Origin of the sequence: Serinicoccus kebangsaanensis, assembly GCF_008919445.1 — a bacterium.
GTDB classification, from domain to species: Bacteria; Actinomycetota; Actinomycetes; order Actinomycetales; family Dermatophilaceae; genus Ornithinicoccus; species Ornithinicoccus kebangsaanensis.
The window spans coordinates 21,505-46,280 of sequence record NZ_VSLG01000004.1 but is presented as its reverse complement, the minus strand read 5'-3'; the positions used below and the strand labels follow the sequence as shown (position 1 = coordinate 46,280).

The following is a 24,776-nucleotide window of genomic DNA, read 5'->3' as shown; positions in this document are numbered from 1 at the left end:
GCATCCAGTCGCACATGAGGAAGGGCGGGCCCGGTCGGGCCCGCCCTTCTGTGCGTCCGGCGCTCAGCTGCTCAGGCAGCCTGCTTGCGTCGGATCCGTGGCGCGGGTGCGTCGAGGTGCCAGCGCATCTCCATCCGGGTGCGTCCGGTCGCGTCGGTCACCGGGACCCACGTGAGGGCGCGGGTCGCGCGGAGGCTCTTCGTGCTGCGGGAGCGAACGGTAGCCATGGGGTCCACCTCCTCCGAGAGCAAGTTCTCGGGTCGAATCGTTCATGTTCTGTTCACCCAGCATACTCCAAAGCGACCTAAAAGTGAACAAAAGGTGAACGGCGTGGCGCTCGTGTGGGCTAGGAGGAGACGTGTGGGGCAGGAGTGACAGGAGTGCCGGCCACGGCTCGGTGGACGGCCCACTCGAGGGGTCCCCTCCGACCCAGTGCCACGAGTGCGGCCCCGAGCACGAGGGCGATGAGGCTGTGGGCGAGCAGCCCGGTGGAGGTGTCCCGGGCCAGCACCCCGGCGTCACCGAGTGGGGTCGAGAGCAGGATGACGTGGGCCGAGTAGAGGCTGAGCGTGGCCCGACCCGCGCCGGACAGCACCGGCCACGGCAGGGACGGGAGGGCCCGGACGAGGGCGAGGCAGCATCCCAGCACCAGCAGCGCGCTGCCCGTGGTGTGCACCAGGTCCACGATGCTCCCGCTGTGCGGCGACCAGACCCCGAGCCACCACCAGCTTCCGTCGGGATGCGTGCCGAAGTAGCCGTCGCGTCGCTCCTGGTCCAGCAGCGCCCAGTCGTCGGCGCCCAGCCCGGTCGTCGCGAGCAGCGCGCCCCGGACCTCGCCGGAGCGGGTCAGCAGCGCCGAGACCCCGAGCGCGAGCGTGGCGGACGCCGCTCCGACCAGCACCAGGGGTCGGGTGACGTCCCGACCGGCCCCCCGCGCGCCCAGCACGCGGCCCACCGACATGCCCGCGAACAGATAGGTGGCCCACGTCAGGACCGGGTAGTAGCCCGTCACCAGGAGCTCGGTGAGCAGCTGCAGGGGATCGACGAGGAGCCCGGTGAGCGAGGGGTCGGCCAGCGTCGGGTCGGGGAGCACGTCGCGCAGGAGGATGCTCGCGACCGGGCTGCCGAGGCCCCACGCCAGGGCGAGCCAGGCCAACGGTCCCGCTCTCCAGTGCAGGACGGGCAACGCGCAGCAGAAGAGCAGGGCGTAGTAGGTCAGGATGACCGCGACCCCCGGGTCGGGCACGCCGAGCAGCAGGCCGATGCCGCCGACGAGCACGGCCCGGACCAGCAGGCGTCGTCGGTGGCCCCAGGGGTCGGCGAGGACGCTCGCGCGGGATGCGGCCAGCGCGATGCCGACGCCGGCCAGCACGGCGAAGAGCGCGGCCGACCGCCCGGCCACGAGCTGGAAGCCCCAGCTCACCCCGCCCGGCCCGGAGCCGTCGTCCGGGAGCAGGTGGGCGGCGAACATCCCGAGCAGCGCCAGCGTGCGCGCCAGGTCCACCCCCACCCATCGGCCGCTCATCGGCGTGCCGGTCAGGGCCAGGCCAGCAGGCGGACCTCGCGGACCGTCCGCCCGTCGTCCGCGACGACGCGGTCGCGCCACGCCCCGTCCGGCTCGAAGCCGGCGGCCTGGAGGAAGGCGCGGGTGCGCTCCGCGTCGGCGAGCACCCAGACCGCGACCGCCTCGAGCTCGTCGTGCGCCGCGCGCAGCGTGTCCACCGCGGCGTTGAGCAGCCGCGAGCCGTGGCCGGACCCCCGGGCCTCCGGGTGCACGCCGCCGTCGAGGAGCATCCCCGACCGTCCCTCGGGGAGGCCCGGCTCGTCGGTGGCCGGGCCCACCGCGACGTAGCCGGTGACCTGCGGACCGGCGCAGGACACCAGGAGGCGGTGCTGCGGTGACGGCGGGTGCTCGAGCGACTGCCGCCAGGCCGTGGCGAAGCGCGGACCGGTCAGGGCCTCCAGCACCTCGGTGTCGAGGATGTCGGCGTACTCGCCCTGCCAGACGAAGGCCTGCACCAGCCCGACGGCCGGGGCGTCGTTCGGTCGGGCGGTCCGGACGCTGGCGTCGGCTGCCGGCGGCTGCTCGTGCGGGTGGCTCACCACCCCAGTCTCGCACCCGGTTCTTGTTACACCTCGGACGTCAACTGACGTCACCAGCGTTATACAAGAGCCTCGATCTCTGGCACACTGGGGGTATGTACGGCAACGACTTCGGCGGCCCGCTCAACGCGACCGAGACGGCGGACTACACCGACGCCCTCGAGCAGTACTTCGACGGGCTGATCGAGGACGACCAGCGGGTCGAGCCGCGTGACGCCATGCCCGAGGCCTACCGCAAGACGCTGGTCCGCCAGATGGCGCAGCACGCGCACTCGGAGATCATCGGCATGCAGCCCGAGGGCAACTGGATCACCCGCGCGCCGAGCCTGCGCCGCAAGGCGATCCTCATGGCCAAGGTGCAGGACGAGGCCGGTCACGGGCTGTACCTCTACTCCGCCGCCGAGACGCTCGGCGTGGACCGCTCCGAGCTGCTCGACAAGCTGCACTCCGGGCAGCAGAAGTACTCCTCGATCTTCAACTACCCCACCCTGACCTGGGCCGACGTGGGGGCCATCGGCTGGCTCGTCGACGGGGCGGCGATCATGAACCAGGTGCCGCTGTGCCGGTGCTCCTACGGCCCGTACGCCCGCGCGATGATCCGGGTCTGCAAGGAGGAGTCGTTCCACCAGCGCCAGGGGTTCGAGATCCTCTGGGTGCTGGCCCGGGGGACCGAGGAGCAGAAGGCGATGGCCCAGGACGCCGCGGACCGCTGGTGGTGGCCGGCGCTGATGATGTTCGGCCCGCCGGACACCGGCGAGCAGGCCAGCAACGGGCATACCGCCCAGAGCATGGCGTGGGGGATCAAGCGGTTCTCCAACGACGACCTGCGGCAGAAGTTCATCGACATGACCGTCCCGCAGGCCCAGAAGCTCGGCATCACGCTGCCCGACCCCGAGCTGGCGTGGAACGAGGAGCGGGGCCACTGGGACTTCGGGGACATCGACTGGGACGAGTTCTGGCGGGTCCTCAAGGGTGACGGCCCGTGCAACGAGTCCCGGATCCGGACCCGGGTGGAGGCCCACGAGGAGGGCGCCTGGGTGCGGGAGGCGGCCGCGGCGTATGCCGACAAGCAGGCCGCGCGGCAGGGGGAGGTCGCATGACCAGCTCGACCTGGCCGCTCTGGGAGGTCTTCGTCCGCGCCAAGCGCGGCCTGTCCCACGTGCACGCGGGGTCGCTGCACGCACCGGACCGGGAGATGGCGCTGCGCAACGCGCGCGACCTCTACACCCGCCGGCAGGAAGGTGTGTCGATCTGGGTCGTGGCGTCCAGCGACATCACCGCCTCCAGCCCGGACGAGCGGGACAGCTTCTTCGACCCGGCCGCCGACAAGGTCTACCGGCACCCCACCTTCTACGACGTGCCGGAGGACGTGGAGTACCTGTGACCGAGCAGCATGTCGCGTATCTGCTGGGGCTCGGCGACGACGCCCTCATCTATGCCCAGCGTCTGGGGGAGTGGCTGACCCACGCCCCGCAGATCGAGGAGGACATGGCCCTCGGCAACGTGGGCCTGGACCTGCTCGGTCAGGCGCGGTCCCTGCTGACCCGTGCCGGCGAGGTCGAGGGCGCGACGCCCCTGCGGGACGAGGACGACCTGGCGATGCTGCGGGACGAGCGTGAGTTCCGCAACGTGCAGCTGGTGGAGCAGCCACGCGCGGACTTCGGTCACGAGATGGCGCGGATGCTGTGGTTCGCCACCTACCAGTGCGAGCTCTACTCCGCGCTGCTCGGCTCCGCCGACGAGACGTTGGCCGCGATCGCGGCCAAGGCGGTCAAGGAGGTCGAGTACCACCGGGACCACGCGACGCAGTGGGTGCTGCGTCTCGGTGACGGGACGGGGGAGAGCCACGAGCGGATGCAGCAGGGCCTGGCCTCCGTGCACCCCTACGTAGCCGAGCTCGGCGAGGACCACGACGCCGCCCGGTGGGCGACCGACCAGGGGGTCGGGGTGCTGCCCTCGACCCTGACCGAGGCGGTCAACGGCTACGTCACGCAGGTGCTGCAGCAGGCGACCCTGGAGATGCCCGACCCGCCGCGGTGGCACGCCCGAGGGGGTCGCGACGGGGTGCACTCCGAGGTGATGGGCTACCTGCTGGCCGAGATGCAGCACATCCACCGCAGTCACCCGGGGGCGACGTGGTGAGGACCCCCGCACCGCACGCCGCGGTCGACCTGGACGATGCCGAGCGCGCCATCCGCGCGGTCGCCGACCCGGAGATCCCGGTCATCACCATCGACGACCTCGGGGTGATCCGCGCCGTCGAGCAGGCTGACGTGGACGGGCAGGCGGGGCTGCGGGTCACGATCACCCCGACCTACTCCGGCTGCCCCGCCATGCACGCCATGGTGGACGGGGTGCGCGAGGCCGCGCAGCGCCACGGCATACCCGTCGACGTCGTCACCCAGCTCTCGCCCGCCTGGACCACCGCGTGGATGAGCGAGGAGGGCCGCGCCAAGCTCCGCCGCTTCGGCATCGCGCCCCCCACCGGGGACCGCGCCCACGGCGGCCCGCCCGGACCGGTGCCGGTCGGCCTGCAGCTACGCGTCGTCGCGTGCCCGCACTGCGGCTCCGAGGACACCGAGGAGGTCGCGCGCTTCGGGTCGACGGCGTGCAAGGCGCTGCGCCGCTGCCGGGTGTGCCGCGAGCCCTTCGACGAGTTCAAGACGATCTGAGGACGATCCCGTTGAGCCTGATCCAGCAGCCCACACGCCGCCGGGCGACGTTCCACGAGCTCACCGTGAGCGACGTGGACCGCCTCACCGACCAGGCGGTCGCCATCAGCTTCGAGATCCCGGACGAGCTGCGCGAGGAGTTCGCCTTCGAGCCGGGTCAGCACCTCACCGTCCGGGCGACGATCGACGGGCAGGACGCCCGCCGCTCCTACTCCTGCTGCATCTCTCGCGCCCAGGCGCGGGAGAGCGGGCGGGTGCGCGTCGCGTCGGCCACGGTGCCCGGAGGGGTGATGTCGAGCTGGCTGAACCAGCACGTGCAGCCCGGCGACACCCTGCAGGTCATGACCCCGATGGGGTCGTTCACCTGCCCCACCGAGCCGACGGCCACCAAGCACCACGTGGGGATCGCCGCAGGCTCGGGCATCACGCCGGTGCTGTCCCTGCTCACCACGGCGCTCGAGGAGGAGCCGGGCTCCCGGGTGACCCTGGTCTTCGGCAACCGTCGCACCGACTCCGTCATGTTCCTCGAGGAGCTGATGGACCTGAAGAACCGCTTCCCGGGTCGCTTCACGCTGCTCAACGTGCTCTCCCGCGAGCCGCAGGACGCCGAGCTGCTCACCGGTCGGATCGACCGCGCGAAGGTCGAGCAGCTGCTCGCCACCTTCGTCCCGGAGGACCAGGTGGACGAGTGGTACCTCTGCGGTCCGTTCGGCATGGTCGAGACGGTGCAGCAGGTGCTCGCCGAGCGGGGTGTCGACGCCGAGCACGTGCACCACGAGATCTTCCACGTGGACGGGGACGGTGCGCCGGTGACCGAGCCGGTCGCGTCGGAGCCGGTGGACCCCGGCGCACCGCCGGAGGCGGTGGCGACGGTGACCCTCGACGGGCGCACCACGACCGTGCCCATGCCGAGCCGCGCCGAGACCGTGCTGGCCGCGACGCTGCGGGAGCGGCCGGACGCCCCCTTCTCGTGCACCGGGGGAGTGTGCGGCACCTGCCGGGCCAAGGTGATCGACGGCGAGGTGCGGATGGACCGCAACTACGCCCTCGAACCGGACGAGGTGGAGCGCGGCTACCGGCTGATGTGCCAGTCGCACCCCGTGACCGAGACCGTCACCATCGACTACGACGCCTGACCCGCCCCGGCGCCCAGCTCGTGCCAGGCCAGGTCGAGCTGCCCCAGCAGCTCGCGGAGCAGGGGCAGGCTGACCCCCACGACGGCGTGGTAGTCGCCCTCGATGCCGGTGACGTAGGCTCCGCCGAGCCCGTCGACCGTGAAGCCCCCCGCGACGTGCAGCGGCTCCCCGGTGCCGACGTAGTGCGCGATCTCCGCGTCGCTGAGGTCGGCGAAGTGGACCACGGTCGAGGCGGTGGCGCCGAAGGTGGCGCCCGTGCCGTCGCTGCGGTCGTCGACGAGCCAGTGGCCGGTGTGCAGGGTGCCGGAGCGGCCGCGCATCCGCTGCCAGCGCTCGATCGCCACCTGGGAGGAGTGCGGCTTGCCGTAGACCTCCCCCTCCAGCTCCAGCACCGAGTCGCAGCCCAGCACCAGGGCGTCCGGCTCGTGCTCGGTGCTGACCTGCTCGGCCTTCGCGCGGGCCAGGGTGAGCGCGACGTCCGCCGCGTCCAGCTCGCCGTGCCGCTCCTGCGCGGCGGCGATGGCGGCGTCCTCGTCGACCCCGGAGACGATCACCTCGGGGCGGACCCCCGCCCTGGTCAGGGTGGTGAGGCGGGCGGGGGATGCGGACGCGAGGACGAGCGGGATCACGGGATCAAGCCTAGAGGAGCAGACCTCCGTGCTCGGAGTGCCGAACTCAGAACGGTGGCGGCCCGTCCGGTCGCGTCGGCCAACCGCCCCCGGCCGGGTCTCCCGGTCGGTCCTTCCCCCGGCGCTCCGCGTCCGGGTGTGCGCGCCTGGCGGCTCGGTCGAGGTCGTCTCCTGCTGGTATGCCCAGCACCTCCTCCGGGGTCGGCACCGGCTCGCCCGGGGAGCGACGAGCCACGCAGGCCCACCCGGTGAGGGGAGTCCTGTCGTCGGCGTCGTCGTCGAGGTCGGACAGGAAAGCGTCGGCGCCGCGGTGCACGAGGGCGGCGTAGAGCGCCTGGCAGGCGAGGTCGCGCCGGGCGTCGATGGTGCCGCGGGTGTCTGCGGTGTCGTGCGCGCCGTGGTCCCCGGAGGGCTCCCCGGGAGGAGTCGTGGCGAACGCCCGGTCGAGGTACTGCCGGTAGTCGTGCACGCGGGTCGTGGCGGTCTGGCCCAGGAGGGTGGACCAGGTCAGGTCGCGGCGACGGTTGATGGCCACGCTCCAGGTCCGAGCGGTCTTGAACTGATGCGTCCGGATGTCGAGCGAGCCCAGATTGTGCTCTCCGGTCAGGCCACCAGGTGTGCCGTGCGGCAGCACGTGGTCCAGCTCGCACCGTGACGCGGGCACCCGGGTCAGCGGGGACCGCGAGTGGACATCGGCCGCAACCACCTGCCGGCGCATGTCGGCGTCGGGTCGGTAGCGGGCGATGGTGCGTTCGACGAGCCGCCCGTCCGCCGGATCGACGAGGAGGCGGGACAGGGTCGTCCCAGGAAGCAGCGCCAGCTCTCGGGCGTGGCCGGGCGAGATGAAGGCAGGGTGGTGCCCGAGGACGTGACCGACCGACCCGAGCCGTCGGTCACACCGGGCCGGCTGGGAGGGCTGCTCGTCGTCGGCCGTGAAGGCACCCCACGGCACGACGACCTGCAGGTCGACCCGAGGCTGGGCGCTGACGATCCTGCTGATCGCCTCCAGGTCGGCCACCGTGACGTCGTCCTCGCTCACTCGCTGCGGCAGCGGCAGCTCGCCGTGCAGCAGCAGGGCCGCGGGCACGTCGCTGCGCAGCTGGTCGAGGGTCCGCTCGTCGCCGGCCTTGCGCAGCGCCCGCGCCGCGCGCTCGACCCGGGCGTGGATGGCGGCCATGGTGGTGAGCGGGCCGGTGATGCTCATCGTGGCGGTCCCGTCGTCGTGGACCGACATCCACGAGCGTCGCCGACGACAGGCCGCGCGTCGCCGCTCGCGCTCGGCCTGCACGTCCTCGCCCTCGGCGCGGACGGCCTCCCGCTCCAGGGTGGCCCAGTAGTCCGTGTGCTGCCACGGCTCGGTCCGCAGGTCTCCGTCCGGGTCGAGGCGCTCCGGGGCCGCCGTGGACGGGTCGGTGCCGAAGAGGACCTCGGCCACGAGCCCGGCCCGCTCCGCGGGCAGTGGGCCGCAGCGCTGCCAGAAGCCGCGGACCAGGCTCCAGGTGACCTCGCCCCGCCCCAGCGCCCCGAGGACCTGATCGCGCACGTCTGCCGGCGCGCAGGCCAGCCCGGTCATGGCCCGTGCCTCCCGCTCGCCGACGCCGAGCCGCAGCCGGATCTCGGCGACGCAGAGCCGCTTCGCCTCGGCCCGCCACCGGCGGCGCTCGGCCGCCGTGAGCTCCTCGACGCTGGAGAAACCCTTCTGCCCGAGCAGGGTCTCACCGGTGGCCGCGACGAGCTCGCGGGCGACCTCGAGCAGGCGGCGCTCGGCCCGGGAGCGCTGCGCGGCGACCTCCCCGAGCTCGGCGAGCAGGGCACCACCCCGGTCCTGCGGGCCGCCCGGCACGTGACTCCGTGCTGGATCTGTCATGGTGCGTCACCCCCTCCCCGGGCCCCCGGCGCCGCGTCCGCGAGGCGCCTCGTCCTTCTTTCGAACAAGTGTATGATTCGGCACTGACAGACCTGCTCGCCTCGGCCGCACGCGGACCCGGTCTGGTGGCAGGATCGCGACATGCCCACCTACATCGCCTTCCTCCGCGCGATCAACCTCGGCGCCCGTCGGAAGTTCCCCAAGGACGACATCGTGCGGGTGACCGAGCAGGCAGGCTTCGGCGAGGTCGCGACCTACATCAACACCGGCAACGTGCGCCTCGAGACCCGGCGGCGCTCGCGGGCCCGGATCGAGGAGGCGCTGGAGGCGGCCTACCTCGCCGACCGCGGTTTCGAGGTGCCGACGATCGCGTATGCCGTGCCCGAGCTCCGCGACCTGGCGGCGGACATCGAGGAGCTCGGCGCGGGGCATACCGGCCAGCACCACCTCGTCCTGCTCAAGGACACGCCCACGCCGGCCGCGGTCCGGGCGGCGGAGTCGGTCAGGGGCGACGGCGAGCGGCTCGTCCTGCGCGGCCGCGCGGCGCACCTGCTCATCGGCGACAGCTTCCACACCAGCACCCTGAGCAACGCGGCGATCGAGAAGGTGCTCGGCGACGGGGTCGGCACCACCCGCTCGGCGAAGGTGGTCCGCACCGTCACGGAGCGGTGGTGCTGAGCCTCCACCGCTGCGCGCCCAGGGCGTGGACGAGGTGCCGCACGAGCGACGGGTAGGCCGTCGCGTCCACCCGCGGGTGGTCGAAGTCACGGGTCGGGTCGCGCACCAGGCCGATCTTGTCCATCACCCGCAACGAGGCCGTGTTGACGGCCGGGGTGAAGGAGACGACCTCCTCCAGGCCCACCTCGGCGAAGCCGAGGCGCAGCGCCTCGCGGGCCGCCTCCGGGGCGTAGCCGAAGCCCCAAGCCGGCCGCGCCAGCCGCCACCCCACCTCGACCGCTGGACCGCCGGGCAGGAAGTCGGCGGGCCACAGGCCGGTGTAGCCGATGAACTCACCGGTGTCGCGCCGCTCCAGCGCCCACAGGCCGTAGCCGCGCTCGGACCAGCAGGAGGCGATGCGGTCGACGAAGGCGTCCGAGCGCTCGCGGCTCAGCGGCCCCTGGAGGTGGCGGGTGACCTCGGGGTCGGCGTTGAGGGCGGCGAACGGCCCACGGTCGGCGTCGGTGAAGCCGCGCAGCAGGAGCCTGCGGCTGACCCGCTCGGGCGCCTCCGACGTCGCGCTCACAGCTGGTCGAGCACCGCCGCCCGCAGCGTGTCCAGCCCGACGCCACCGATGTCCAGCGCGCGCCGGTGGAACGCCTTGAGGTCGAAGTCGTCGCCCTCGCGCCGGCGGCACTCCTCGCGCAGCTCCAGCCACAGCCGCTCGCCGATCTTGTAGCTCGGCGCCTGGCCGGGCCAGCCGAGGTAGCGGTCCAGCTCGAACCGGACGAATCCCTCGTCCATGTTGACGTGGTTGTTGAGGAACTCCCAGGCCTTGTCGTAGGTCCAGCCGCCACCGCCGACCTCCTGCGGCGCGTCGAAGCCGCAGTGCACGCCGATGTCGAGCACGACCCTGGCCGCGCGCAGCGACTGGGCGTCGAGCAGGCCCATCCGGTTGCCCGGGTCGTCCATGTAGCCCAGGTCCGCCATCAGCCACTCCGAGTAGAGCGCCCATCCCTCGCCGTGCCCCGACGTCCAGGACGCCAGCCGGCGCCACCGGTTCAGCAGCTCGGCGCGGTAGACGGTCTGACCGATCTGCAGGTGATGTCCCGGGACGCCCTCGTGGTAGACGGTGGTCAGCTCGCGCCAGGTGGAGAACCGGGTGACCCCCTTGGGTACCGACCACCACATCCGCCCCGGCCGGGAGAAGTCCTCGCTCGGCCCGGTGTAGTAGATCCCGCCCGTCTGGCTCGGCGCGATCATGCACTCGATGCGGCGGACCGGTCCGGGGACGTCGAACTGGGTGTCCGCCAGCTCGGCCACCGCGCGGTCGGCGGTCTCCTGCATCCACGCGCGCAGCGCCTCGGTGCCCTCCAGCGCATACTCCGGGTCCTCGTCCAGGAGGGCGACCGCCTCCTTGACCGAGCTGCCCGGGCGGATCTGCTCCGCGGTCTGCTCCATCATCGCGGTGATCCGGGCGAGCTCCTCCTGCCCCCACCGGTAGGTCTCCTCGAGGTCGATCTCCGCGCCCAGGAAGCTGCGCGAGTGCAGCCGGTAGAGCTCGGTGCCGCACGCGTCGGACTCCGGCGCCTGCGGCTCGAGCTCGTCGGTGAGGTATGCCGCGAACGCGCCGAAGGCGGCCTTGGCGCCGGTCATGGCGTCGGCGAGGTCGGCGCGGATCGCCTCGGGCTGCCCCGCGGCCTCCCCCGTCAGGGCGTCGAAGCTGCTCGCCTCGTCGCCGGCCTGGTCGCGGCACTGCTCCGCGACCGCCCGCACCTGCCGCACCGGCGGGACCTGACCCTGCTCGGCGGACCAGCGCAAGGCGGAGGCGTACTGCTCCAGCGCGGCGGGCACGGCCCGCAGCCGCGCCACGAGCGTCGCCCAGTGCGCCTCGGTGTCCTTGGCCATGAGGTCGAAGATGTCCCGCACGGCGAGGCAGGCCGCGGTGAGGACGTTGAACTCGACGGGTGTCCGGCCGGCCAGGACCAGGTCCAGCAGCTCGGCCTCGAGGCCGAGCCGCTCGTGCAGCGCCGCGCGGGTGACCCTGTCGGTGTCGTCGGCCGGTTCGACCCCCTCGAGACGGCCGAGGGTCACCGCGACCAGGTCGCGGCGGGCGCGCAGGCCCTCGATCGACAGGTCGTCGATCTCGTCGTCCCGTCCGGGGACGCCGAGGTAGGTCGCCTCCAGCGGGCTCAGCGCCACCACGGCGTCCAGGTGCGCCTCGGCGATGCGGTCGATGTCGGTGGGCGTGCGTGTCGGCGTCGTCACGGGACACCAACCTACCCGGCATACCCTGGGTCCGTGCCCAGACGTCGCGAGCCCGCCGACCCACGCCGCGAGACCGAGCGGTGGTTCCTCGCCAACGGGCTGTCCTACTTCGTGCCGGCCGAGCGTGCCGCGGCGCGCGACGCGCTGCGCGCCCGCCACCTGCTCCCGCTGGCGGCGCTGGTGCTCCTCGGCACGGCCGCGCTCGGCGGCACGCTGGGGTGGGTGTCGCGCCAGGTCAGCGCGGCGCCCGCGGTGTGGCTGACGCTGCTCATCCTCGTCGGTCTCTGGTATGCCTCCACCGCCCTGCACGCGCGCCCCATCCTCACCTTCGCGCTCCGGCGCACGGTCACCAGCGTCCCGCTGCTCGTCGGCACCGCGATGCGGGCGCTGCCGCTGCTGCTGCTCTTCGTCGCCTTCCTCTTCATCAACGCCGAGGCGTGGGAGATGAGCGCGAGCCTGCCCTTCGCCACCCACTGGCTGGTGGTGCTGCTGCTGCTCGGCATCGGTGTCGTCTTCCAGCTCATCCGGCTCCCGGAGGAGGTGGACCGGGTGGACGACGCCGTGGACGAGGCCTTCCTGGAGCGGACCTGCCAGGGCACCCCGATGGAGGCCACCCAGGCCCGGTTGGCGGCGGACCCGACCATCGACGCCGCGGCCTATGCCCGGGTGACCGGCTTCGAGCGGTGGAACCTCATCCTCACGCTCCTGGTGATCCAGCTGGTCCAGGTCGTGGCCCTCATCGCCGCCGTCTTCGTCTTCCTGCTCGTCTTCGGCTCGATCATCATGCAGCAGGACACCCAGCTCGCGTGGACCGGCCTGGAGCAGACCCACCACGTGCCCTACCTGGGCAGCGTCTCCGCCGAGCTGGTGAAGGTCTCGCTGTTCCTGGCCTCCTTCTCCGGTCTCTACTTCATCGTCAGCGCCGTCACGGACGACACCTACCGGCACCAGTTCTTCGCCGTCGTGACCCAGGGGCTGGAGCGTGCGGTGGGGGTGCGCGCGGTCTACCGCGCGGACCGGGCGCTGGAGCCGGACCTGACATGACGTGGGACCCGTCCCACTACACGCGGTATGCCGCCGAGCGGGACCGACCCTTCGTCGAGCTGCTGGCCCGGGTCCCCGACCTCGCGCCGGGTCGCGTCGTCGACCTGGGCTGCGGCCCCGGTCACGGCCTGCGGTGGCTGCAGCACCGCTGGCCGGACGCCCAGGTGCTGGGTGTGGACTCCTCCGCCGACATGGTGCGCGCCGCGCGGGAGGGCGGCAGTCAGGCGCAGGTGATGGACCTGCGGCACTGGGCGCGGGCGGACGACGCGCCGGTGGACCTGCTCGTCACGACGGCCACGCTGCAGTGGCTGCCCGACCACCTGGACCTGCTGCCGGAGCTGGTCGCCCGGGTGCGCCCCGGCGGGGTGCTCGCGATGACGGTCCCCGGCAACTTCACCGAGCCGAGCCACACGCTGCGCCGGGACCTGGCCGCGCGGTCGCCGTACGCGGCACACCTCGAGGGGGTCGCGGTCCCCGGCTCCCACGACCCGGCCGACTACCTCCGGGTGCTCACGGCCGCGGGGTGCGAGGTGGACGCCTGGGAGACGACCTACCTGCACGTCCTCGACGCGGCCGGGGAGGACCCCGACCCCGTCTTCACGTGGGTGTCCGCCACCGGTGCCCGACCCACCCTCCAGGCGCTGCCGGACGACCTGCGCGAGGAGTTCGCCGAGGAGTTCCGGGCCGCCCTCCGGGACGCCTACCCGCGCACCGACCCCGGTGTCGTGCTGCCGTTCCGCCGCGTCTTCGCGGTCGCGCGGCGGCAGGCCGCGGCCGAGGGCATAGCGTGAGCCCATGACGCCGCGCATCCGGTCGACCAACCTGGCCCGACCCAAGCCCGACCCGGGCACCCCACGCACCACCGGCATCGACAAGCACCCCGTGGACGGCATCGACGTCACCGCCCCGGGCCCGGAGCACGGCGACGGCTCCGGCGCGGCCGGCGACCTCGTCGGCGACTCCCGTCACCACGGTGGCGCGGACAAGGCGCTGTATGCCTTCGCGCGGGAGGAGCTCGACCGGTGGGGGTCCGAGCTCGGCCGCGAGCTGCGGGACGGGACCTTCGGGGAGAACCTCACGACGGCCGGGATCGACCTCGACGGGCTGGAGCTCGGGCAGCGGCTCCGGGTGGGGTCGAGCCTGCTCGAGGTGTCGGTCCCGCGGCAGCCGTGCGCCACCTTCGCCCGGCACATGGGGGTCGACCGGTGGGTGCGCAGGTTCACCGAGCACGGGGCGTGCGGGTCCTACCTGCGCGTGGTGGAGCCGGGGCGGGTCGAGCCCGGCGACACCATCGTGCCGGGAGCCGCACCGGGTCACGGGGTGAGCATGCGGACCGCCTTCGCCGCCGCCATGGGCGACGACGCGGCAGCGGCCGACGTCGTGCGGGCGGGCTGCCTACCGGCGCGCTACCACGACGCGCTCGTGCGGCGCCTCGCCGCGAGGGTGGGCTGAGACCCGCGAGGTCGGAGCCCCTGCCTCACCGGGGCAGCGCCGAGGCGCGCCAGCCGTCCGGGCCGACCGAAGGGCGCGGACGGGCGAAGCGGGAGCGTGCCGTCCACAACGTGCGGGACGGGGTGGACGCACCGTCCTGCCCCGCGGCTCCCTGGCCGCCGGCGAGGACCGCGACCAGCGCGGCGACCTGCACCGGTGTGGGGTTGCCGCGGACCACCCGGATCACCGGGGGCTCGGGGGTCGCCTCGGCGCTCACAGCGGGATGTTCCCGTGCTTGCGGGGCGCGCGGTTGGACCGCTTGGTGCGCAGGTGCCGCAGCGCGCGGGCGACCTCGACCCGGGTCTGCGCCGGCTCGATGACCGCATCGAGGTAGCCGCGCTCGGCCGCGAGGTAGGGGGTGGCGACGGTGTCCTGGTACTCCTGGACCAGCCGCGCCCGCTCCGCCTCCACGTCTCCGCCGTCCGCCTTGACCTGGGCGAGCTCGCGACGGTGCAGGACGCTCGCGGCGCCCTGCGACCCGGTCACCGCGATCTGCGCGGTCGGCCAGGCCAGGTTGACGTCGGCACCGAGGTGCTTGGAACCCATGACGTCGTAGGCCCCGCCGATCGCCTTGCGGGTGACGACCGTGACGAGCGGCACGGTCGCCTCGGCGTAGGCATACAGCAGCTTGGCCCCGCGCCGCACGATCCCGCCGTGCTCCTGGTCGGTGCCCGGCAGGAAGCCCGGGACGTCGACGAAGGTGAGGATGGGGATGTTGAAGGCGTCGCAGGTGCGGACGAAGCGTGCTGCCTTCTCCGAGGCGTCGATGTCCAGCGTCCCCGCGAGGTGCAGCGGCTGGTTGGCCACGACCCCGACGGAGCGACCCTCCACCCGGCCGAAGCCGACGACGAGGTTCGGGGCGAAGAGCTCGGCGACCTGCAGGAAGTCGCCGTCGTCCACCACGGCGCGGATCGCGTCGGTGATGTCGTAGGGCGCGCCGGACGGGTCCGGGACCAGGGAGCCCAGCGCCTCGTCCGCCTCGCCGATCTCGGTGTCCGGCTCCTCGTCGTAGACCGGTGGGTCCTCCAGGTTGTTCTGCGGGAGGTAGCCCAGCAGCTCCTTGACGTACTCGACGGCGTCGTCCTCGTCGCTCGCGAGGTAGTGCGAGACCCCGCTCGTGGTGCTGTGCGTCCGGGCCCCGGCCAGGTCCTCCAGCGTGATGTCCTCGCCCGTGACGGTCTTGACGACGTCCGGCCCGGTGAGGAACAGGTGCGAGGTCTGGTCCACCATGACGACGAAGTCGGTGATGGCGGGGGAGTAGGCCGCGCCGCCCGGGCAGGGACCCATGACCATCGAGATCTGCGGGATCACCCCGGAGGCGTGCACGTTGCGCCGGAAGATCTCGGCCGTGACCCCGAGCGCGGCCACGCCCTCCTGGAGGCGGGTGCCCCCGGAGTCGCTCATGCCGACCACCGGGCAGCCGATCTTCATCGCCAGGTCCAGCACCTTGACGATCTTCTCGCCGTAGGCCTCTCCGAGCGTGCCGCCGAGCACCGTGTAGTCGTGCGCGAAGACGGCCACCGGACGGCCCTCGACGGTGCCGTAGCCGGTGACCACGCCGTCGCCGTAGGGCCGGTGCTGCTCCTGCCCGTAGCCGGTGCAGCGGTGCCGGGCGAAGGCGTCCAGCTCGGTGAAGCTGCCCTCGTCGAGCAGCGCGTCGATGCGCTCCCGTGCGGTGAGCTTGCCCTTGGCGTGCTGCTTGTCCACGGCCTTCGCCGAGCCCGCGTGGACGGACTGCTCGCGTCGGGCGCGGTAGTCGTCGAGCCGGCCGGCGCTCGTGCGCAGGTCCGGCCCGTCGTCGTCCTGGCCGTCGGACGTGAGCGTGTCGGTCATGGCCCCAACTTAGCCTTGCGGGCATGACACCTCTGCGCTGGGCCGCACCGGAGTGGCACGAGTCCGTGGGATCGACCAACGTCGAGGCGCTGGCCGCCCCGAGGGTGGGCCGCGTGGTCGTGGCCGACCACCAGTCCGCCGGTCTGGGCCGCCGGGGGCGCACGTGGTCCTCACCTCCCGGGACGGCGCTCGCGATCAGCGCCGTCCTGCCCCCGCCCCCCGGCGACACGGGTGGGTGGCTGCCGCTCGCCGCGGGCGTGGCGGTGGTGGACGCGCTGGCGGCCAGCAGGTGGCCGGTGGAGGCCCGGCTGAAGTGGCCCAACGACCTGCTGCTGGAGGCCGGCCCCGCCCCGGGCAAGCTGTGCGGGATCCTCACCCAGGTCGCGGACGACGGCGCCGTCGTCGTCGGGGTGGGCGTCAATGTCGACCACGACCGGGCCCAGCTCCCGGTGCCGACGGCGACCTCGTGGCGGCTGGCGCGGGGTGGCGCCCCCCTGCCGCCGGGGGCGAGGGAGGACTTCGTGCAGACCTACCTGCACCTGCTGCGCGAGGTGCACCTGGGCCTGCAGGACGAACCCGACGAGGTGCGCCGCCGCTACCTGCGCCACTGCGGGACCCTCGGCCGCGACGTCGTGGTCCACCGGCCCGGCGGGCAGCAGACCCGGGGCAGGGCGGTGCGGCTGGACGCGCGCGGTGCCCTCGTCGTGGCGGGTCCCGGCGAGAGCGTCCACGACGTCGGCGACGTCGAGCACCTGCGGGACCAGTAACCTCACCCGCATGGATGCACCGACGATGCTGCAGCTGACCCGGCACGGGGAGCACGTGGTCGAGCTGACCCTGGACCGGCCGGACGCGATGAACGCGATCTCCACCGCCTTCTCCGAGCAGATCACCGCCGCCACCGCCGAGCTGGCCCGGGACGCCTCGGTGCGGGCGGTCGTGCTGACCAGCAGCCACCCGCGCGCCTTCTGCGTGGGGGCCGACCTGAAGGAGCGCAACGGCTTCACCGATGCGCAGATGATGGACCACCGGCTGGTGTCCAAGCTCGCCTACCGCGGGGTGCTCGACCTGCCGGTGCCGGCGGTCGCCGCCGTCGAGGGGTATGCGCTCGGTGGCGGGATGGAGATCGCGCTGTCCTGCGACCTCATCGTCGCCGGCGCGGAGGCCACGCTGGCGCTCCCCGAGGTAGGGGTCGGGGTCATCCCCGGGGGTGGGGGCACGCAGCTGCTCACCCGCCGGGTCGGGTGGTCGCGTGCCGCGTCGATGATCCTCACCGCCCGTCGGTTCACCGCCGAGCAGGGCCGCGAGCTGGGCGTGGTGGACGAGCTGGTGGAGGCGGGCAGCGCACGGGAGCGTGCGCTCGAGCTGGCGGGCGGCATCGCCCGCAACTCACCGGTCGCCGTGCGGAACGCCAAGAAGGCCATGCGGCTCGGCATGGGCACCGATCTCGCGGCCGGTCTGGAGATCGAGGACGGCTGCTGGCGGGCCACCGCGTTCAGCGCGGACCGGGCCGAGGGCGTCGCGGCCTTCGCCGAGAAGAGGACGCCGCAGTGGCCGGGATGAGGGCCTGTCGCGCATACTGTCATCCAGCCTTCCGTGAGGAGACGACGTGACCCGAGTGCTGCTCGCCGAGGACGACCCGACGATCTCGGAGCCCCTGGCCCGCGCCCTGCGGCGCGAGGGCTACGAGGTGACCCTCGCGCCGCACGGCCGGATGGCGCTGGCCGAGGCGACCGGGGACGTCCCGCACGACCTGCTGGTGCTCGACCTCGGGCTGCCGCAGCTCGACGGCGTCGAGGTGTGCCGCTCGCTGCGTGACTCCGGCGTGCGTATGCCCGTGCTCATGCTCACCGCCCGCAGCGAGGAGGTGGACACGGTCGTGGGTCTGGACGCCGGTGCCGACGACTACGTCACCAAGCCGTTCCGGCTGGGGGAGCTGCTCGCCCGGGTGCGCGCGCTGCTGCGGCGCGGACCCGGATCCGCCCCGAACCCCACCGGTGCGGCCCTGCGGATGGACGTCGAGGCGCGGCGGGTCTTCCTGCACGACCGCGAGGTGCGCCTGACCACCAAGGAGTTCGACCTGCTCCGCGTGCTCATGCGGGAGGAGGGGCGGGTGGTCTCCCGCGAGGTGCTCATGCGTGAGGTGTGGGACACGTGGTTCGGCTCCACCAAGACCCTCGACATGCACGTGTCGGTGCTGCGCCGCAAGATCGGCGACGACGCCCACGACCCCCGGCACATCGTCACCGTCCGTGGCGTGGGCTTCCGCTTCCAGAACGATCCCGACGGCGACGACGCCGAGCGCGCGGACTGACCCGTGCGCCAGATCCTGCGCGAGCTGGCGGTGCGGATCGTGCTCATCATCGTGGGTGCCTCGCTGCTGCTGGGCATCTTCAGCGCCTGGTTGGTGCCGGAGCTGCAGGAGGCACCGTGGCCGGGCGGGGTCGGCGACGTGCCGGTCTGGGCGGTGCTCGTGGTGCTCGTCCTCAGCAGCGGCGTGGTGCTGGGTGCGGGCATCCCCACCGCGCGCTCGCTCGCGGACCGTGCCGCGGAGACGGCCGCCGGACCGCTCCGGCAGCTGGCCCAGCGCACCGACGAGCTCGCCTCCGGCGGGTTCGCGCTGGACCCGGACGCGCGCCCCGGCCGCCTGGTGGAGCCGGAGCCGTTCCGGTCCGGCATCGCCGAGATCGACGCGGTGGCCCGCGTCGTCGACCGGCACCACAACACCTTCGCCCGTGCCCTCGTCTTCGAGCGTTCCTTCGCCGCCGACGCCTCGCACCAGCTGCGCACCCCGATGGCGGCCCTGCTGCTGCGGCTGGAGGAGATCGCCCAGTCCGACGACCCCGCCGTCGCGCGCTCGGAGGCCGAGATCGCGATCGGTCAGGTGGGGCGGCTGACCGGTGTCGTCGACGACCTGCTCCAGCGCACCCGGGCGGGCCATGCGAGCGGGGGAGCGGTGACCGCCGCCGATGCCGTGGTGGCCGGGCTGGACGAGGAGTGGACCCCGGCGTTCGAGGACCGCGGCCGACGGATCGAGCTGAGCTGCGAGCGCGGCGTCATCGTCGAGGCCAGCGCCTCGGTGCTCTCCCAGGTGCTCAACACGCTGGTCGAGAACTCCCTGGTGCACGGGCGCGGCGACGTCGCGGTCCGCGTCTACCGCTCCGGCCCGTCGGCCGTCTTCACCGTGTCCGACCAGGGCCCGGGCATACCCCGGGACCTCGCCCGGACCATCTTCGACCGCGGGATCACCACCGGCGACGGGACCGGGCTGGGGCTCGGCGTGGCCCGGGAGACGGCGGAGTCGATCGGCGGGCGGGTGGAGCTGGTGCACGCCTTCCCGCCGGTCTTCGCCTGCTACCTGCCCCTGGCGACGACGCCCTGACGGTCCAGGTCGAGCTCGCCGCGGAAGACGAACCGGCGGTAGGCCCAGAAGCGGAAGAGCGTGCCCAGCACGAGCCCCACGCCGTTGCCGGCGATGTTGTCCGCCAGCTGGCTCTCCAGCCCCAGCAGGTAGCGGGAGAAGCCCAGGCAGGACAGCGCGATGAGCAGGCCGAGGGCGTTGAAGACGACGAACAGCCCGAACTCGTGGGCGACCGGCTCGCTGCGCCGGTGCCGGAAGGTCCACAGCCGGTTGCCGACCCAGGAGAAGACGGTGGCGACGCTGGTCGCGACCACCTTGCCCCACAGCGGTGACTCCGCCATCGGGCCGGCGAGGACCCCCGGGACCCCGAAGACCAGGACGTTGTAGAGCGCCGTGTCCACCACGAAGGCCAGGGCGCCGACCGTCCCGAACTTCGCGAGCTCGGCCACCAGCACCTGGTAGGCCGCGCGCGCACGGGCCAGCAGCCCGGCAGAGGGTGAGGGGGTCACGGGGCCGCAGTGTAGGCGGGCCTGCTGGGTAGTCTGTCCCGGTGACGTCTCCCAGCCCTGCCCGCGCCGAGGGCGGATTCCCGGTGGTCGGCATCGTGGGCGGGGGGCAGCTGGCCCGGATGTGCCAGCCCCCGGCGGTCAACCTCGCGATCACCCTCTCCGTCCTGGCCGAGTCGCCGACCGCCAGCGCCGCGCTGGTCGTGCCGCACAGCCCGGTGGGTGAGCACACCGACCTCGAGGCGGTGCGGACCTTCGCCCGGGAGTGCGACGTCGTCACCTTCGACCACGAGCACGTGCCGGCCGAGGTGCTGCTCGCGCTCCAGGCCGAGGGCGTCGCGCTGCACCCGAGCCCGCAGGCGCTGGTCTTCGCGCAGGACAAGCTCGCCATGCGGCGTCGCCTGACCGACCTGGGGCTGCCCTGCCCCCGCTGGGCGCAGGCGCGCACCGGTGCCGACGTCGAGGCCTTCGCCGCGCAGGTGGGGTGGCCGCTCGTGGCCAAGGCGCCGCGCGGTGGCTACGACGGCAAGGGGGTGCTGGTCTGCCGCGAGGCCGCCGACCTCGAGACGTGGCTGGCGGGCGTCGGCGAGGGTGGCCTGGCCGACGGGATCCTGCTCGAGGAGGCGGTCGACTTCTCCCGCGAGCTGTCGATCATGGTCGGGCGCAGCCCCTCCGGGCAGGCGGCGGCCTGGCCGGTCGTGGAGACGGTCCAGTCCGGTGGCATCAACACCGAGGTGCTCGCCCCCGCCCCCTCGCTCGACCCCGACCTCGCCACCGCCCTCACCGAGGGTGCGCTGCGGATCGCCGGCGAGCTGGGGGTGACCGGCGTCATGGCGGTCGAGGCGTTCGAGGTGACCGACCCCCTGTCGGGGGCACCGGCATACCTGGTGAACGAGCTGGCGATGCGACCGCACAACAGCGGTCACTGGAGCATCGACGGAGCGGTGACCAGCCAGTTCGAGCAGCACCTTCGGGCGGTGCTGGACCTGCCCCTGGGTGATCCGTCGGCGCGCGCGCCGTGGACCGCGTCGGCCAACGTCCTCGGGGGTGACTACCCCCAGCTCTACGGCACCTACAAGCACCTCATGGCGCGGGACCCCGGCCTGAGGATCCACCTCTACGGCAAGGGGGTGCGACCCGGGCGCAAGCTGGGGCACGTCACCGTGACCGGGGGCAGCACGGGTGACCTGGCCTCGCTCGAGGCGCTGCGGGAGCGCAGCAGGCACGCCGCCGACTACCTGCAAGGAGTGGTGACCGAGTGAGCACGGACACGCAGGAGCAGCGCCCGCTGGTCGGGCTGGTGATGGGCAGTGACAGCGACTGGCCGGTGATGGAGGCCGCAGCGCAAGTGCTGCAGGACTTCGCGATCCCGTTCGAGGCGGACGTGGTGTCGGCCCACCGGATGCCGACCGAGATGATCGACTACGGCCGCAGCGCCGAGGAGCGCGGGCTGCGGGTCATCATCGCGGGGGCGGGCGGCGCCGCGCACCTGCCCGGCATGCTCGCCTCGGTCACCGTGCTGCCGGTGATCGGTGTGCCGGTCCCGCTCAAGCACCTGGACGGCCTGGACTCGCTGCTGTCCATCGTGCAGATGCCGGCCGGCATCCCGGTCGCCACCGTGTCGGTCGCCGGCGCGCGCAACGCCGGGCTGCTGGCGGCGCGCACGCTGGCCGCCGGGGAGGGCGAGCGGGCGGCCCGGCTGAGGCAGCAGCTGGCGCGGTTCGCCGACGAGCTGCGCGACCAGGCCCACGCCAAGGGGGAGACGTTGCGCCAGCGCAGGCAGGACGGTCACTGAGGCCCTCACCCGACGACCAGGGTGTCGACCATGTTCGGGTGGGGCCGGCAGAAGAACGAGTAGTCGCCGGGCTCGTCGGGCACGGTGAAGGTGGCCTCGGAGCCGCCGTCGACGGACACGTCGAACAGGCCCTCCTCGTCCGAGGTCACCGTGTGCATGACGGCATCGGTGTTGACCACCGTCACCTCGGTGCCGGGGGCGATCGTGTCGGGGACCTCGTAGGCGAAGGACGCGATGGTGATGACGACCTCCTCGGCCGCAGCCTCGCTGTCGTCGCTCTCCTCGGCCCCGGTCTCCGTGGCCTCGGCGGCCTCGGTCTCGGTGGGCTCGTCGGACTCGGTGGGCTCGTCGGTCTCGGAGGTGACCGGAGCCGACGTCCCGGCCGCCGGGGTGGTCGGGTCGGCCGCGTCGGGGTCGGTGTCGCCCGTGCCGGTGCAGCCCGCGATGAGCAGGGCCGACACGAGCAGGGCCGGTGTGATCTGTCTCATAGTGGGAGTTCGTCGCCCCCGGACTGATCGGATGGGTCGGGCATGACGTGCACGTCAGGCAGGGCACCGTCAGCGGGTACGCTGCGCCCCATGAGCGACTTCGACCTGTTCCGGATCAACGAGGACCACGAGGCGCTGCGGGAGGCCCTCCGCGAGGTGGCGGACGAGCAGATCGCCCCGCACGCGGCGGCGGTCGACGAGGACGCCCGGTTCCCGGACGAGGCACTGAAGGCCCTGGTGGCCACCGACTTCCACGCCCCGCACATCGCCGAGGAGTACGACGGCGTCGGGGCCGACGCGCTTGCCACCTGCATCGTCATCGAGGAGGTGGCGCGCGCCTGCGCCAGCAGCTCGCTCATCCCCGCGGTCAACAAGCTGGGCACGATGCCGCTGATCCTCGCCGCGAGCGAGGACCTCAAGGCCCGCTACCTGCCGCCGGTCGCCTCCGGTGAGGCGATGTTCTCCTACGGCCTGTCCGAGGCCGGCGCCGGCTCGGACACCGCCGGCATGAGCTGCCGGGCGATCGAGCAGCCGGACGGGTCCTTCGTGCTCAACGGGCAGAAGTCCTGGATCACCAACGCCGGCGTGAGCGAGTTCTACACCGTCATGGCGGTGACCGACCCGGACGGTCCTCGCGGGCGCAACGTCACCGCCTTCGTCGTGGAGAAGCAGGACGAGGGCTTCAGCATCGGCACCCCGGAGAAGAAGCTGGGCATCAAGGGCAGCCCGACCTGCGAGCTGCGGTTCGAGGACTGCCGGATCCCCGGCGACCGGATGGTGGGCGGACGCGGTGAGGGCCTGAAGATCGCGTTGCGCACCCTGGACCACACCCGGGTCACCATCGGCGCCCAGGCCGTCGGCATCGCGCAGGGAGCGCTGGACTTCGCGCTCGGCTACGTCAAGGAGCGCACCCAGTTCGGCCAGGCCATCGCCGACTTCCAGGGCGTGCAGTTCATGCTCGCGGACATGGGGATGAAGCTCGAGGCAGCCCGTCAGATGGTCTACGTCGCCGCGGCCAAGTCCGAGCGGGGCGACGACGACCTGCCGTTCTTCGGTGCCGCGGCCAAGTGCTTCGCCTCGGACGTGGCGATGGAGATCACCACCGACGCGGTCCAGCTCCTCGGCGGCTACGGCTACACCAAAGACTTCCCGGTGGAGCGGATGATGCGGGACGCCAAGATCACCCAGATCTACGAGGGCACCAACCAGATCCAGCGCGTGGTGATGGCCCGCCAGCTGCTCAAGGGCTGACCGAGGGCTATCCGTCCTCCGCGGTGGTCGCGTCGTCGTCGCCGTTCTCGCTGCCCTCGTCGCCGTCGTTGCCCTGGTCGGCGTCCTCGGCCTCGTCGTCCTGCTCCTCGCCCTGCCCGCCCGTGCGCTCACGCTCCACGGCCTGACGCACGGCGATCAACGGCTGGCCGTCCTGGCGGACCACCGTCAGCGTCTCGTCCTGCACGATGCGGAGGTCGCCGTAGGTGTAGGTGATGGCGCCGGTGACGATGGCGGTGCCGTCGGCGGCCTCCTGCGCGTCCAGCTCGGCCGAGATCGCGTCCAGCCCCTCCTCGATGTCCGCGGCGATGAAGGCCTCACCCGTGGTGAGCTCCCGTGCCGCCGCCAGGCCCTCGCCGTCGAGGGTGGCGTAGAAGTCCTCGGCCAGCTCGCGCGCCTCCTGCGCGCTCACCGCGCTCGTGTCGGCCGAGGAGGACGTCGTCGGGCTGGTCGTGTCGAGCCGGCCCGGCGGCCCGGTGGCGATGGTCCAGACCAGCCAGCCCAGCAGCAGCACCAACGGCACGATGAGCAACCAGGCCAACCAGACCCCGCGGCGGTGGCCGGACCGGCCCTGCCGGGCCGTGGGTCGCTGCTCGCGGTGGGTCGGTCGTGGGGGAGCGCCCCCCGCGGCGGCGGGCGCGGCGCTCTCGGGGCGGGCGCGGGCGAAGGTGCGGGTGCGGTCGACCTGGGGCACGGCCTCGGTATGCGCGGCCGCCCCCCCGGCCGTGGCGTCGGCGGCGGCCATCCCGGCGGCCGCGGGAGCGGCGCCCGCTGCGCCGCCCCGGCCCGCGACCCGGGCCAGCTCGGCGGCCGCCCGCGCGGCGTCCCACCGGGTCTCCGGGTCGGGGTCGAGCATCCCCTGCAGCGCGGTGGTCAGCTCGCCCGCCTGCTGCGGTGGCCGGACGTCGTCCCGCGCGATGGTGTGCAGCTGGGCGACGGCGTTCGGGCGCTCGGGGAAGGGTCGCCGTCCCTCCACCGCGGCGTAGAGCGTCGCGCCGAGGGCCCACACGTCGGAGGCGGTGCTCGGCTCCTCGCCCCTCGCCAGCTCCGGGGAGAAGTAGGCGGCGGTGCCGGAGACGAAGCCGGTCCGGGTGAGCTGCGGGTCCTCGTCGGCCCGCGCGATCCCGAAGTCGGTGAGCTTGGCGTCGTGGCCCGCCCCGCCCGTCAGCAGCACGTTGGCCGGCTTGACGTCACGATGGAGGATGCCGGCCCGGTGGGCGGCCGCCAGGGCGGTGGCCATCTGGGCGCCGATCGCCGCGACCTGCGCCGGGGGGAGGGAGCGTCCGTCGGCGGTGAGCTCGGCGAGGGAGGGGCCCTCGATGAACTCCATGACGATCCATGGCGACCCCTCGTGCTCGAAGGCGTCGTATACCCGGACGACGTGCTCGTGCGCCAGGGTCGCGCTGGTCCTCGCCTCCCGGAAGCCGCGGCTCAGCAGCAGCTCGGTGTCGGCCTCCCCGGCGACCTGCTTGAGGGCGACCTGGCGATGCAGGTTCTCGTCGGTGGCGAGCCACACCTGGCCGCCACCGCCGCGCCCGAGGGTCCGCACGATGCGGTAGCGCCCGGCCACCACGCTGGGGTCCTGGTCGGCAGGGGCCGGTGCCGTGGTCTCGGCGTCGTGCTCTGCGTCCTGGGGGTCAGCCATGTCACCTCCGAT

28 protein-coding genes are annotated in these 24,776 nt (G+C 73.2%); 16 read left to right on the top strand and 12 right to left on the bottom strand.

From position 1 onward, the window contains the following. Window positions 1-71: 71 nt before the first annotated feature. The 3 genes from FXF60_RS16475 to FXF60_RS05930 form a co-directional block, all read right to left on the bottom strand. Window positions 72-227 carry a hypothetical protein gene (locus FXF60_RS16475; RefSeq protein ID WP_192796622.1) on the bottom strand — a complete coding sequence of 52 codons (156 nt, stop codon included), beginning with the start codon at window positions 225-227 and terminating at the stop codon, window positions 72-74. 119 nt (window positions 228-346) lie between these two features. After that, on the bottom strand, window positions 347-1,525 hold the full coding sequence (locus tag FXF60_RS05935; RefSeq protein ID WP_151524489.1) for a heparan-alpha-glucosaminide N-acetyltransferase domain-containing protein: 1,179 nt from the start codon (window positions 1,523-1,525) through the stop codon (window positions 347-349). A gap of 11 nt (window positions 1,526-1,536) precedes the next feature. Beyond that, window positions 1,537-2,103, bottom strand: a complete 567-nt coding sequence (locus FXF60_RS05930) for a GNAT family N-acetyltransferase (protein WP_151524487.1) — start codon at window positions 2,101-2,103, stop codon at window positions 1,537-1,539. A 95-nt stretch (window positions 2,104-2,198) separates the two neighbouring features. On the opposite strand from FXF60_RS05930, the gene paaA reads away from it, so the two are divergent. The 5 genes from paaA to paaE are packed head-to-tail and all read left to right on the top strand — an operon-like array spanning window position 2,199 to window position 5,911. After that, window positions 2,199-3,203 (top strand): 1,2-phenylacetyl-CoA epoxidase subunit PaaA, encoded by a 1,005-nt coding sequence (gene paaA / locus FXF60_RS05925; RefSeq protein ID WP_151524485.1) that lies wholly within the window; start codon window positions 2,199-2,201, stop codon window positions 3,201-3,203. Further along, on the top strand, window positions 3,200-3,487 hold the full coding sequence (paaB, locus tag FXF60_RS05920) for a 1,2-phenylacetyl-CoA epoxidase subunit PaaB (RefSeq protein ID WP_151524482.1): 288 nt from the start codon (window positions 3,200-3,202) through the stop codon (window positions 3,485-3,487). Before paaA ends, paaB begins: the two co-directional genes overlap by 4 nt. After that, the gene (gene paaC / locus FXF60_RS05915; RefSeq protein ID WP_151524480.1) at window positions 3,484-4,245 is read left to right on the top strand and encodes a 1,2-phenylacetyl-CoA epoxidase subunit PaaC; all 762 of its coding nucleotides are present in this window, start codon (window positions 3,484-3,486) and stop codon (window positions 4,243-4,245) included. The genes paaB and paaC overlap by 4 nt, the downstream gene beginning before the upstream one ends. After that, entirely contained in the window at window positions 4,242-4,775 is a 534-nt protein-coding gene (paaD, locus tag FXF60_RS05910) for a 1,2-phenylacetyl-CoA epoxidase subunit PaaD (RefSeq protein WP_238335731.1), read from the top strand. Before paaC ends, paaD begins: the two co-directional genes overlap by 4 nt. Window positions 4,776-4,786: 11 nt before the next feature. Next, window positions 4,787-5,911 carry a 1,2-phenylacetyl-CoA epoxidase subunit PaaE gene (gene paaE / locus FXF60_RS05905; RefSeq protein WP_151524478.1) on the top strand — a complete coding sequence of 375 codons (1,125 nt, stop codon included), beginning with the start codon at window positions 4,787-4,789 and terminating at the stop codon, window positions 5,909-5,911. Here the strand turns inward: paaE and FXF60_RS05900 are convergent. Together FXF60_RS05900 and FXF60_RS05895 are read right to left on the bottom strand one after the other, a co-directional pair. After that, window positions 5,899-6,540, bottom strand: coding sequence for a Maf family protein (locus FXF60_RS05900; protein ID WP_151524475.1), 642 nt, complete (start codon window positions 6,538-6,540; stop codon window positions 5,899-5,901). The two genes, paaE and FXF60_RS05900, sit on opposite strands and share 13 nt — an antisense overlap. Before the next feature lie 46 nt (window positions 6,541-6,586). Then, entirely contained in the window at window positions 6,587-8,407 is a 1,821-nt protein-coding gene (locus tag FXF60_RS05895; protein ID WP_151524473.1) for a hypothetical protein, read from the bottom strand. A 141-nt stretch (window positions 8,408-8,548) separates the two neighbouring features. Between FXF60_RS05895 and FXF60_RS05890 the strand changes: the two genes are divergently transcribed. After that, entirely contained in the window at window positions 8,549-9,085 is a 537-nt protein-coding gene (locus FXF60_RS05890; protein ID WP_151524471.1) for a DUF1697 domain-containing protein, read from the top strand. Here the strand turns inward: FXF60_RS05890 and FXF60_RS05885 are convergent. After that, window positions 9,066-9,650, bottom strand: coding sequence for a GNAT family N-acetyltransferase (locus FXF60_RS05885; RefSeq protein WP_151524469.1), 585 nt, complete (start codon window positions 9,648-9,650; stop codon window positions 9,066-9,068). The genes FXF60_RS05890 and FXF60_RS05885 overlap by 20 nt on opposite strands. Further along, complete coding sequence (locus FXF60_RS05880; protein ID WP_151524467.1) at window positions 9,647-11,332, bottom strand: DUF885 domain-containing protein; 1,686 nt, start codon at window positions 11,330-11,332, stop codon at window positions 9,647-9,649. The genes FXF60_RS05885 and FXF60_RS05880 overlap by 4 nt, the downstream gene beginning before the upstream one ends. Before the next feature lie 33 nt (window positions 11,333-11,365). Between FXF60_RS05880 and FXF60_RS05875 the strand changes: the two genes are divergently transcribed. The 3 genes from FXF60_RS05875 to FXF60_RS05865 are packed head-to-tail and all read left to right on the top strand — an operon-like array spanning window position 11,366 to window position 13,828. Next, on the top strand, window positions 11,366-12,376 hold the full coding sequence (locus FXF60_RS05875) for a hypothetical protein (protein WP_151524465.1): 1,011 nt from the start codon (window positions 11,366-11,368) through the stop codon (window positions 12,374-12,376). Further along, the gene (locus FXF60_RS05870) at window positions 12,373-13,167 is read left to right on the top strand and encodes a methyltransferase domain-containing protein (protein ID WP_151524463.1); all 795 of its coding nucleotides are present in this window, start codon (window positions 12,373-12,375) and stop codon (window positions 13,165-13,167) included. The genes FXF60_RS05875 and FXF60_RS05870 overlap by 4 nt, the downstream gene beginning before the upstream one ends. 4 nt (window positions 13,168-13,171) lie before the next feature. Next, entirely contained in the window at window positions 13,172-13,828 is a 657-nt protein-coding gene (locus FXF60_RS05865; RefSeq protein WP_151524461.1) for an MOSC domain-containing protein, read from the top strand. 25 nt (window positions 13,829-13,853) lie between these two features. On the opposite strand, the gene FXF60_RS05860 is transcribed toward FXF60_RS05865, so the two are convergent. After that, the gene (locus tag FXF60_RS05860; RefSeq protein WP_151524459.1) at window positions 13,854-14,084 is read right to left on the bottom strand and encodes an acyl-CoA carboxylase subunit epsilon; all 231 of its coding nucleotides are present in this window, start codon (window positions 14,082-14,084) and stop codon (window positions 13,854-13,856) included. Beyond that, window positions 14,081-15,700, bottom strand: coding sequence for an acyl-CoA carboxylase subunit beta (locus tag FXF60_RS05855; protein ID WP_151524457.1), 1,620 nt, complete (start codon window positions 15,698-15,700; stop codon window positions 14,081-14,083). The genes FXF60_RS05860 and FXF60_RS05855 overlap by 4 nt, the downstream gene beginning before the upstream one ends. Window positions 15,701-15,723: 23 nt before the next feature. Between FXF60_RS05855 and FXF60_RS05850 the strand changes: the two genes are divergently transcribed. The 4 genes from FXF60_RS05850 to FXF60_RS05835 are packed head-to-tail and all read left to right on the top strand — an operon-like array spanning window position 15,724 to window position 19,082. Next, the gene (locus FXF60_RS05850) at window positions 15,724-16,467 is read left to right on the top strand and encodes a biotin--[acetyl-CoA-carboxylase] ligase (RefSeq protein WP_151524455.1); all 744 of its coding nucleotides are present in this window, start codon (window positions 15,724-15,726) and stop codon (window positions 16,465-16,467) included. A gap of 10 nt (window positions 16,468-16,477) precedes the next feature. Continuing rightward, on the top strand, window positions 16,478-17,263 hold the full coding sequence (locus FXF60_RS05845; protein ID WP_151524453.1) for an enoyl-CoA hydratase/isomerase family protein: 786 nt from the start codon (window positions 16,478-16,480) through the stop codon (window positions 17,261-17,263). Window positions 17,264-17,309: 46 nt separating this feature from the next. Then, window positions 17,310-18,014 (top strand): response regulator transcription factor, encoded by a 705-nt coding sequence (locus tag FXF60_RS05840; protein WP_151524451.1) that lies wholly within the window; start codon window positions 17,310-17,312, stop codon window positions 18,012-18,014. 3 nt (window positions 18,015-18,017) lie between these two features. After that, entirely contained in the window at window positions 18,018-19,082 is a 1,065-nt protein-coding gene (locus FXF60_RS05835) for a sensor histidine kinase (RefSeq protein ID WP_151524449.1), read from the top strand. On the opposite strand, the gene FXF60_RS05830 is transcribed toward FXF60_RS05835, so the two are convergent. Beyond that, window positions 19,055-19,570 carry a GtrA family protein gene (locus FXF60_RS05830; RefSeq protein ID WP_151524447.1) on the bottom strand — a complete coding sequence of 172 codons (516 nt, stop codon included), beginning with the start codon at window positions 19,568-19,570 and terminating at the stop codon, window positions 19,055-19,057. The genes FXF60_RS05835 and FXF60_RS05830 overlap by 28 nt on opposite strands. Window positions 19,571-19,611: 41 nt before the next feature. On the opposite strand from FXF60_RS05830, the gene FXF60_RS05825 reads away from it, so the two are divergent. Continuing rightward, the gene (locus FXF60_RS05825) at window positions 19,612-20,829 is read left to right on the top strand and encodes a 5-(carboxyamino)imidazole ribonucleotide synthase (RefSeq protein ID WP_151524445.1); all 1,218 of its coding nucleotides are present in this window, start codon (window positions 19,612-19,614) and stop codon (window positions 20,827-20,829) included. 41 nt (window positions 20,830-20,870) lie between these two features. After that, a complete protein-coding gene (purE, locus tag FXF60_RS05820) occupies window positions 20,871-21,362 on the top strand; it encodes a 5-(carboxyamino)imidazole ribonucleotide mutase (RefSeq protein ID WP_151524964.1) in 492 nt (163 codons plus the stop codon). A gap of 5 nt (window positions 21,363-21,367) precedes the next feature. Here the strand turns inward: purE and FXF60_RS05815 are convergent, their stop codons facing one another. Next, on the bottom strand, window positions 21,368-21,850 hold the full coding sequence (locus FXF60_RS05815; protein WP_151524443.1) for a cupredoxin domain-containing protein: 483 nt from the start codon (window positions 21,848-21,850) through the stop codon (window positions 21,368-21,370). Window positions 21,851-21,940: 90 nt separating this feature from the next. On the opposite strand from FXF60_RS05815, the gene FXF60_RS05810 reads away from it, so the two are divergent. Beyond that, entirely contained in the window at window positions 21,941-23,101 is a 1,161-nt protein-coding gene (locus FXF60_RS05810; protein ID WP_151524441.1) for an acyl-CoA dehydrogenase family protein, read from the top strand. Window positions 23,102-23,108: 7 nt separating this feature from the next. Here the strand turns inward: FXF60_RS05810 and FXF60_RS05805 are convergent, their stop codons facing one another. After that, window positions 23,109-24,764 (bottom strand): serine/threonine-protein kinase, encoded by a 1,656-nt coding sequence (locus FXF60_RS05805; RefSeq protein ID WP_151524439.1) that lies wholly within the window; start codon window positions 24,762-24,764, stop codon window positions 23,109-23,111. Between the last annotated feature and the right edge of the window lie 12 nt (window positions 24,765-24,776).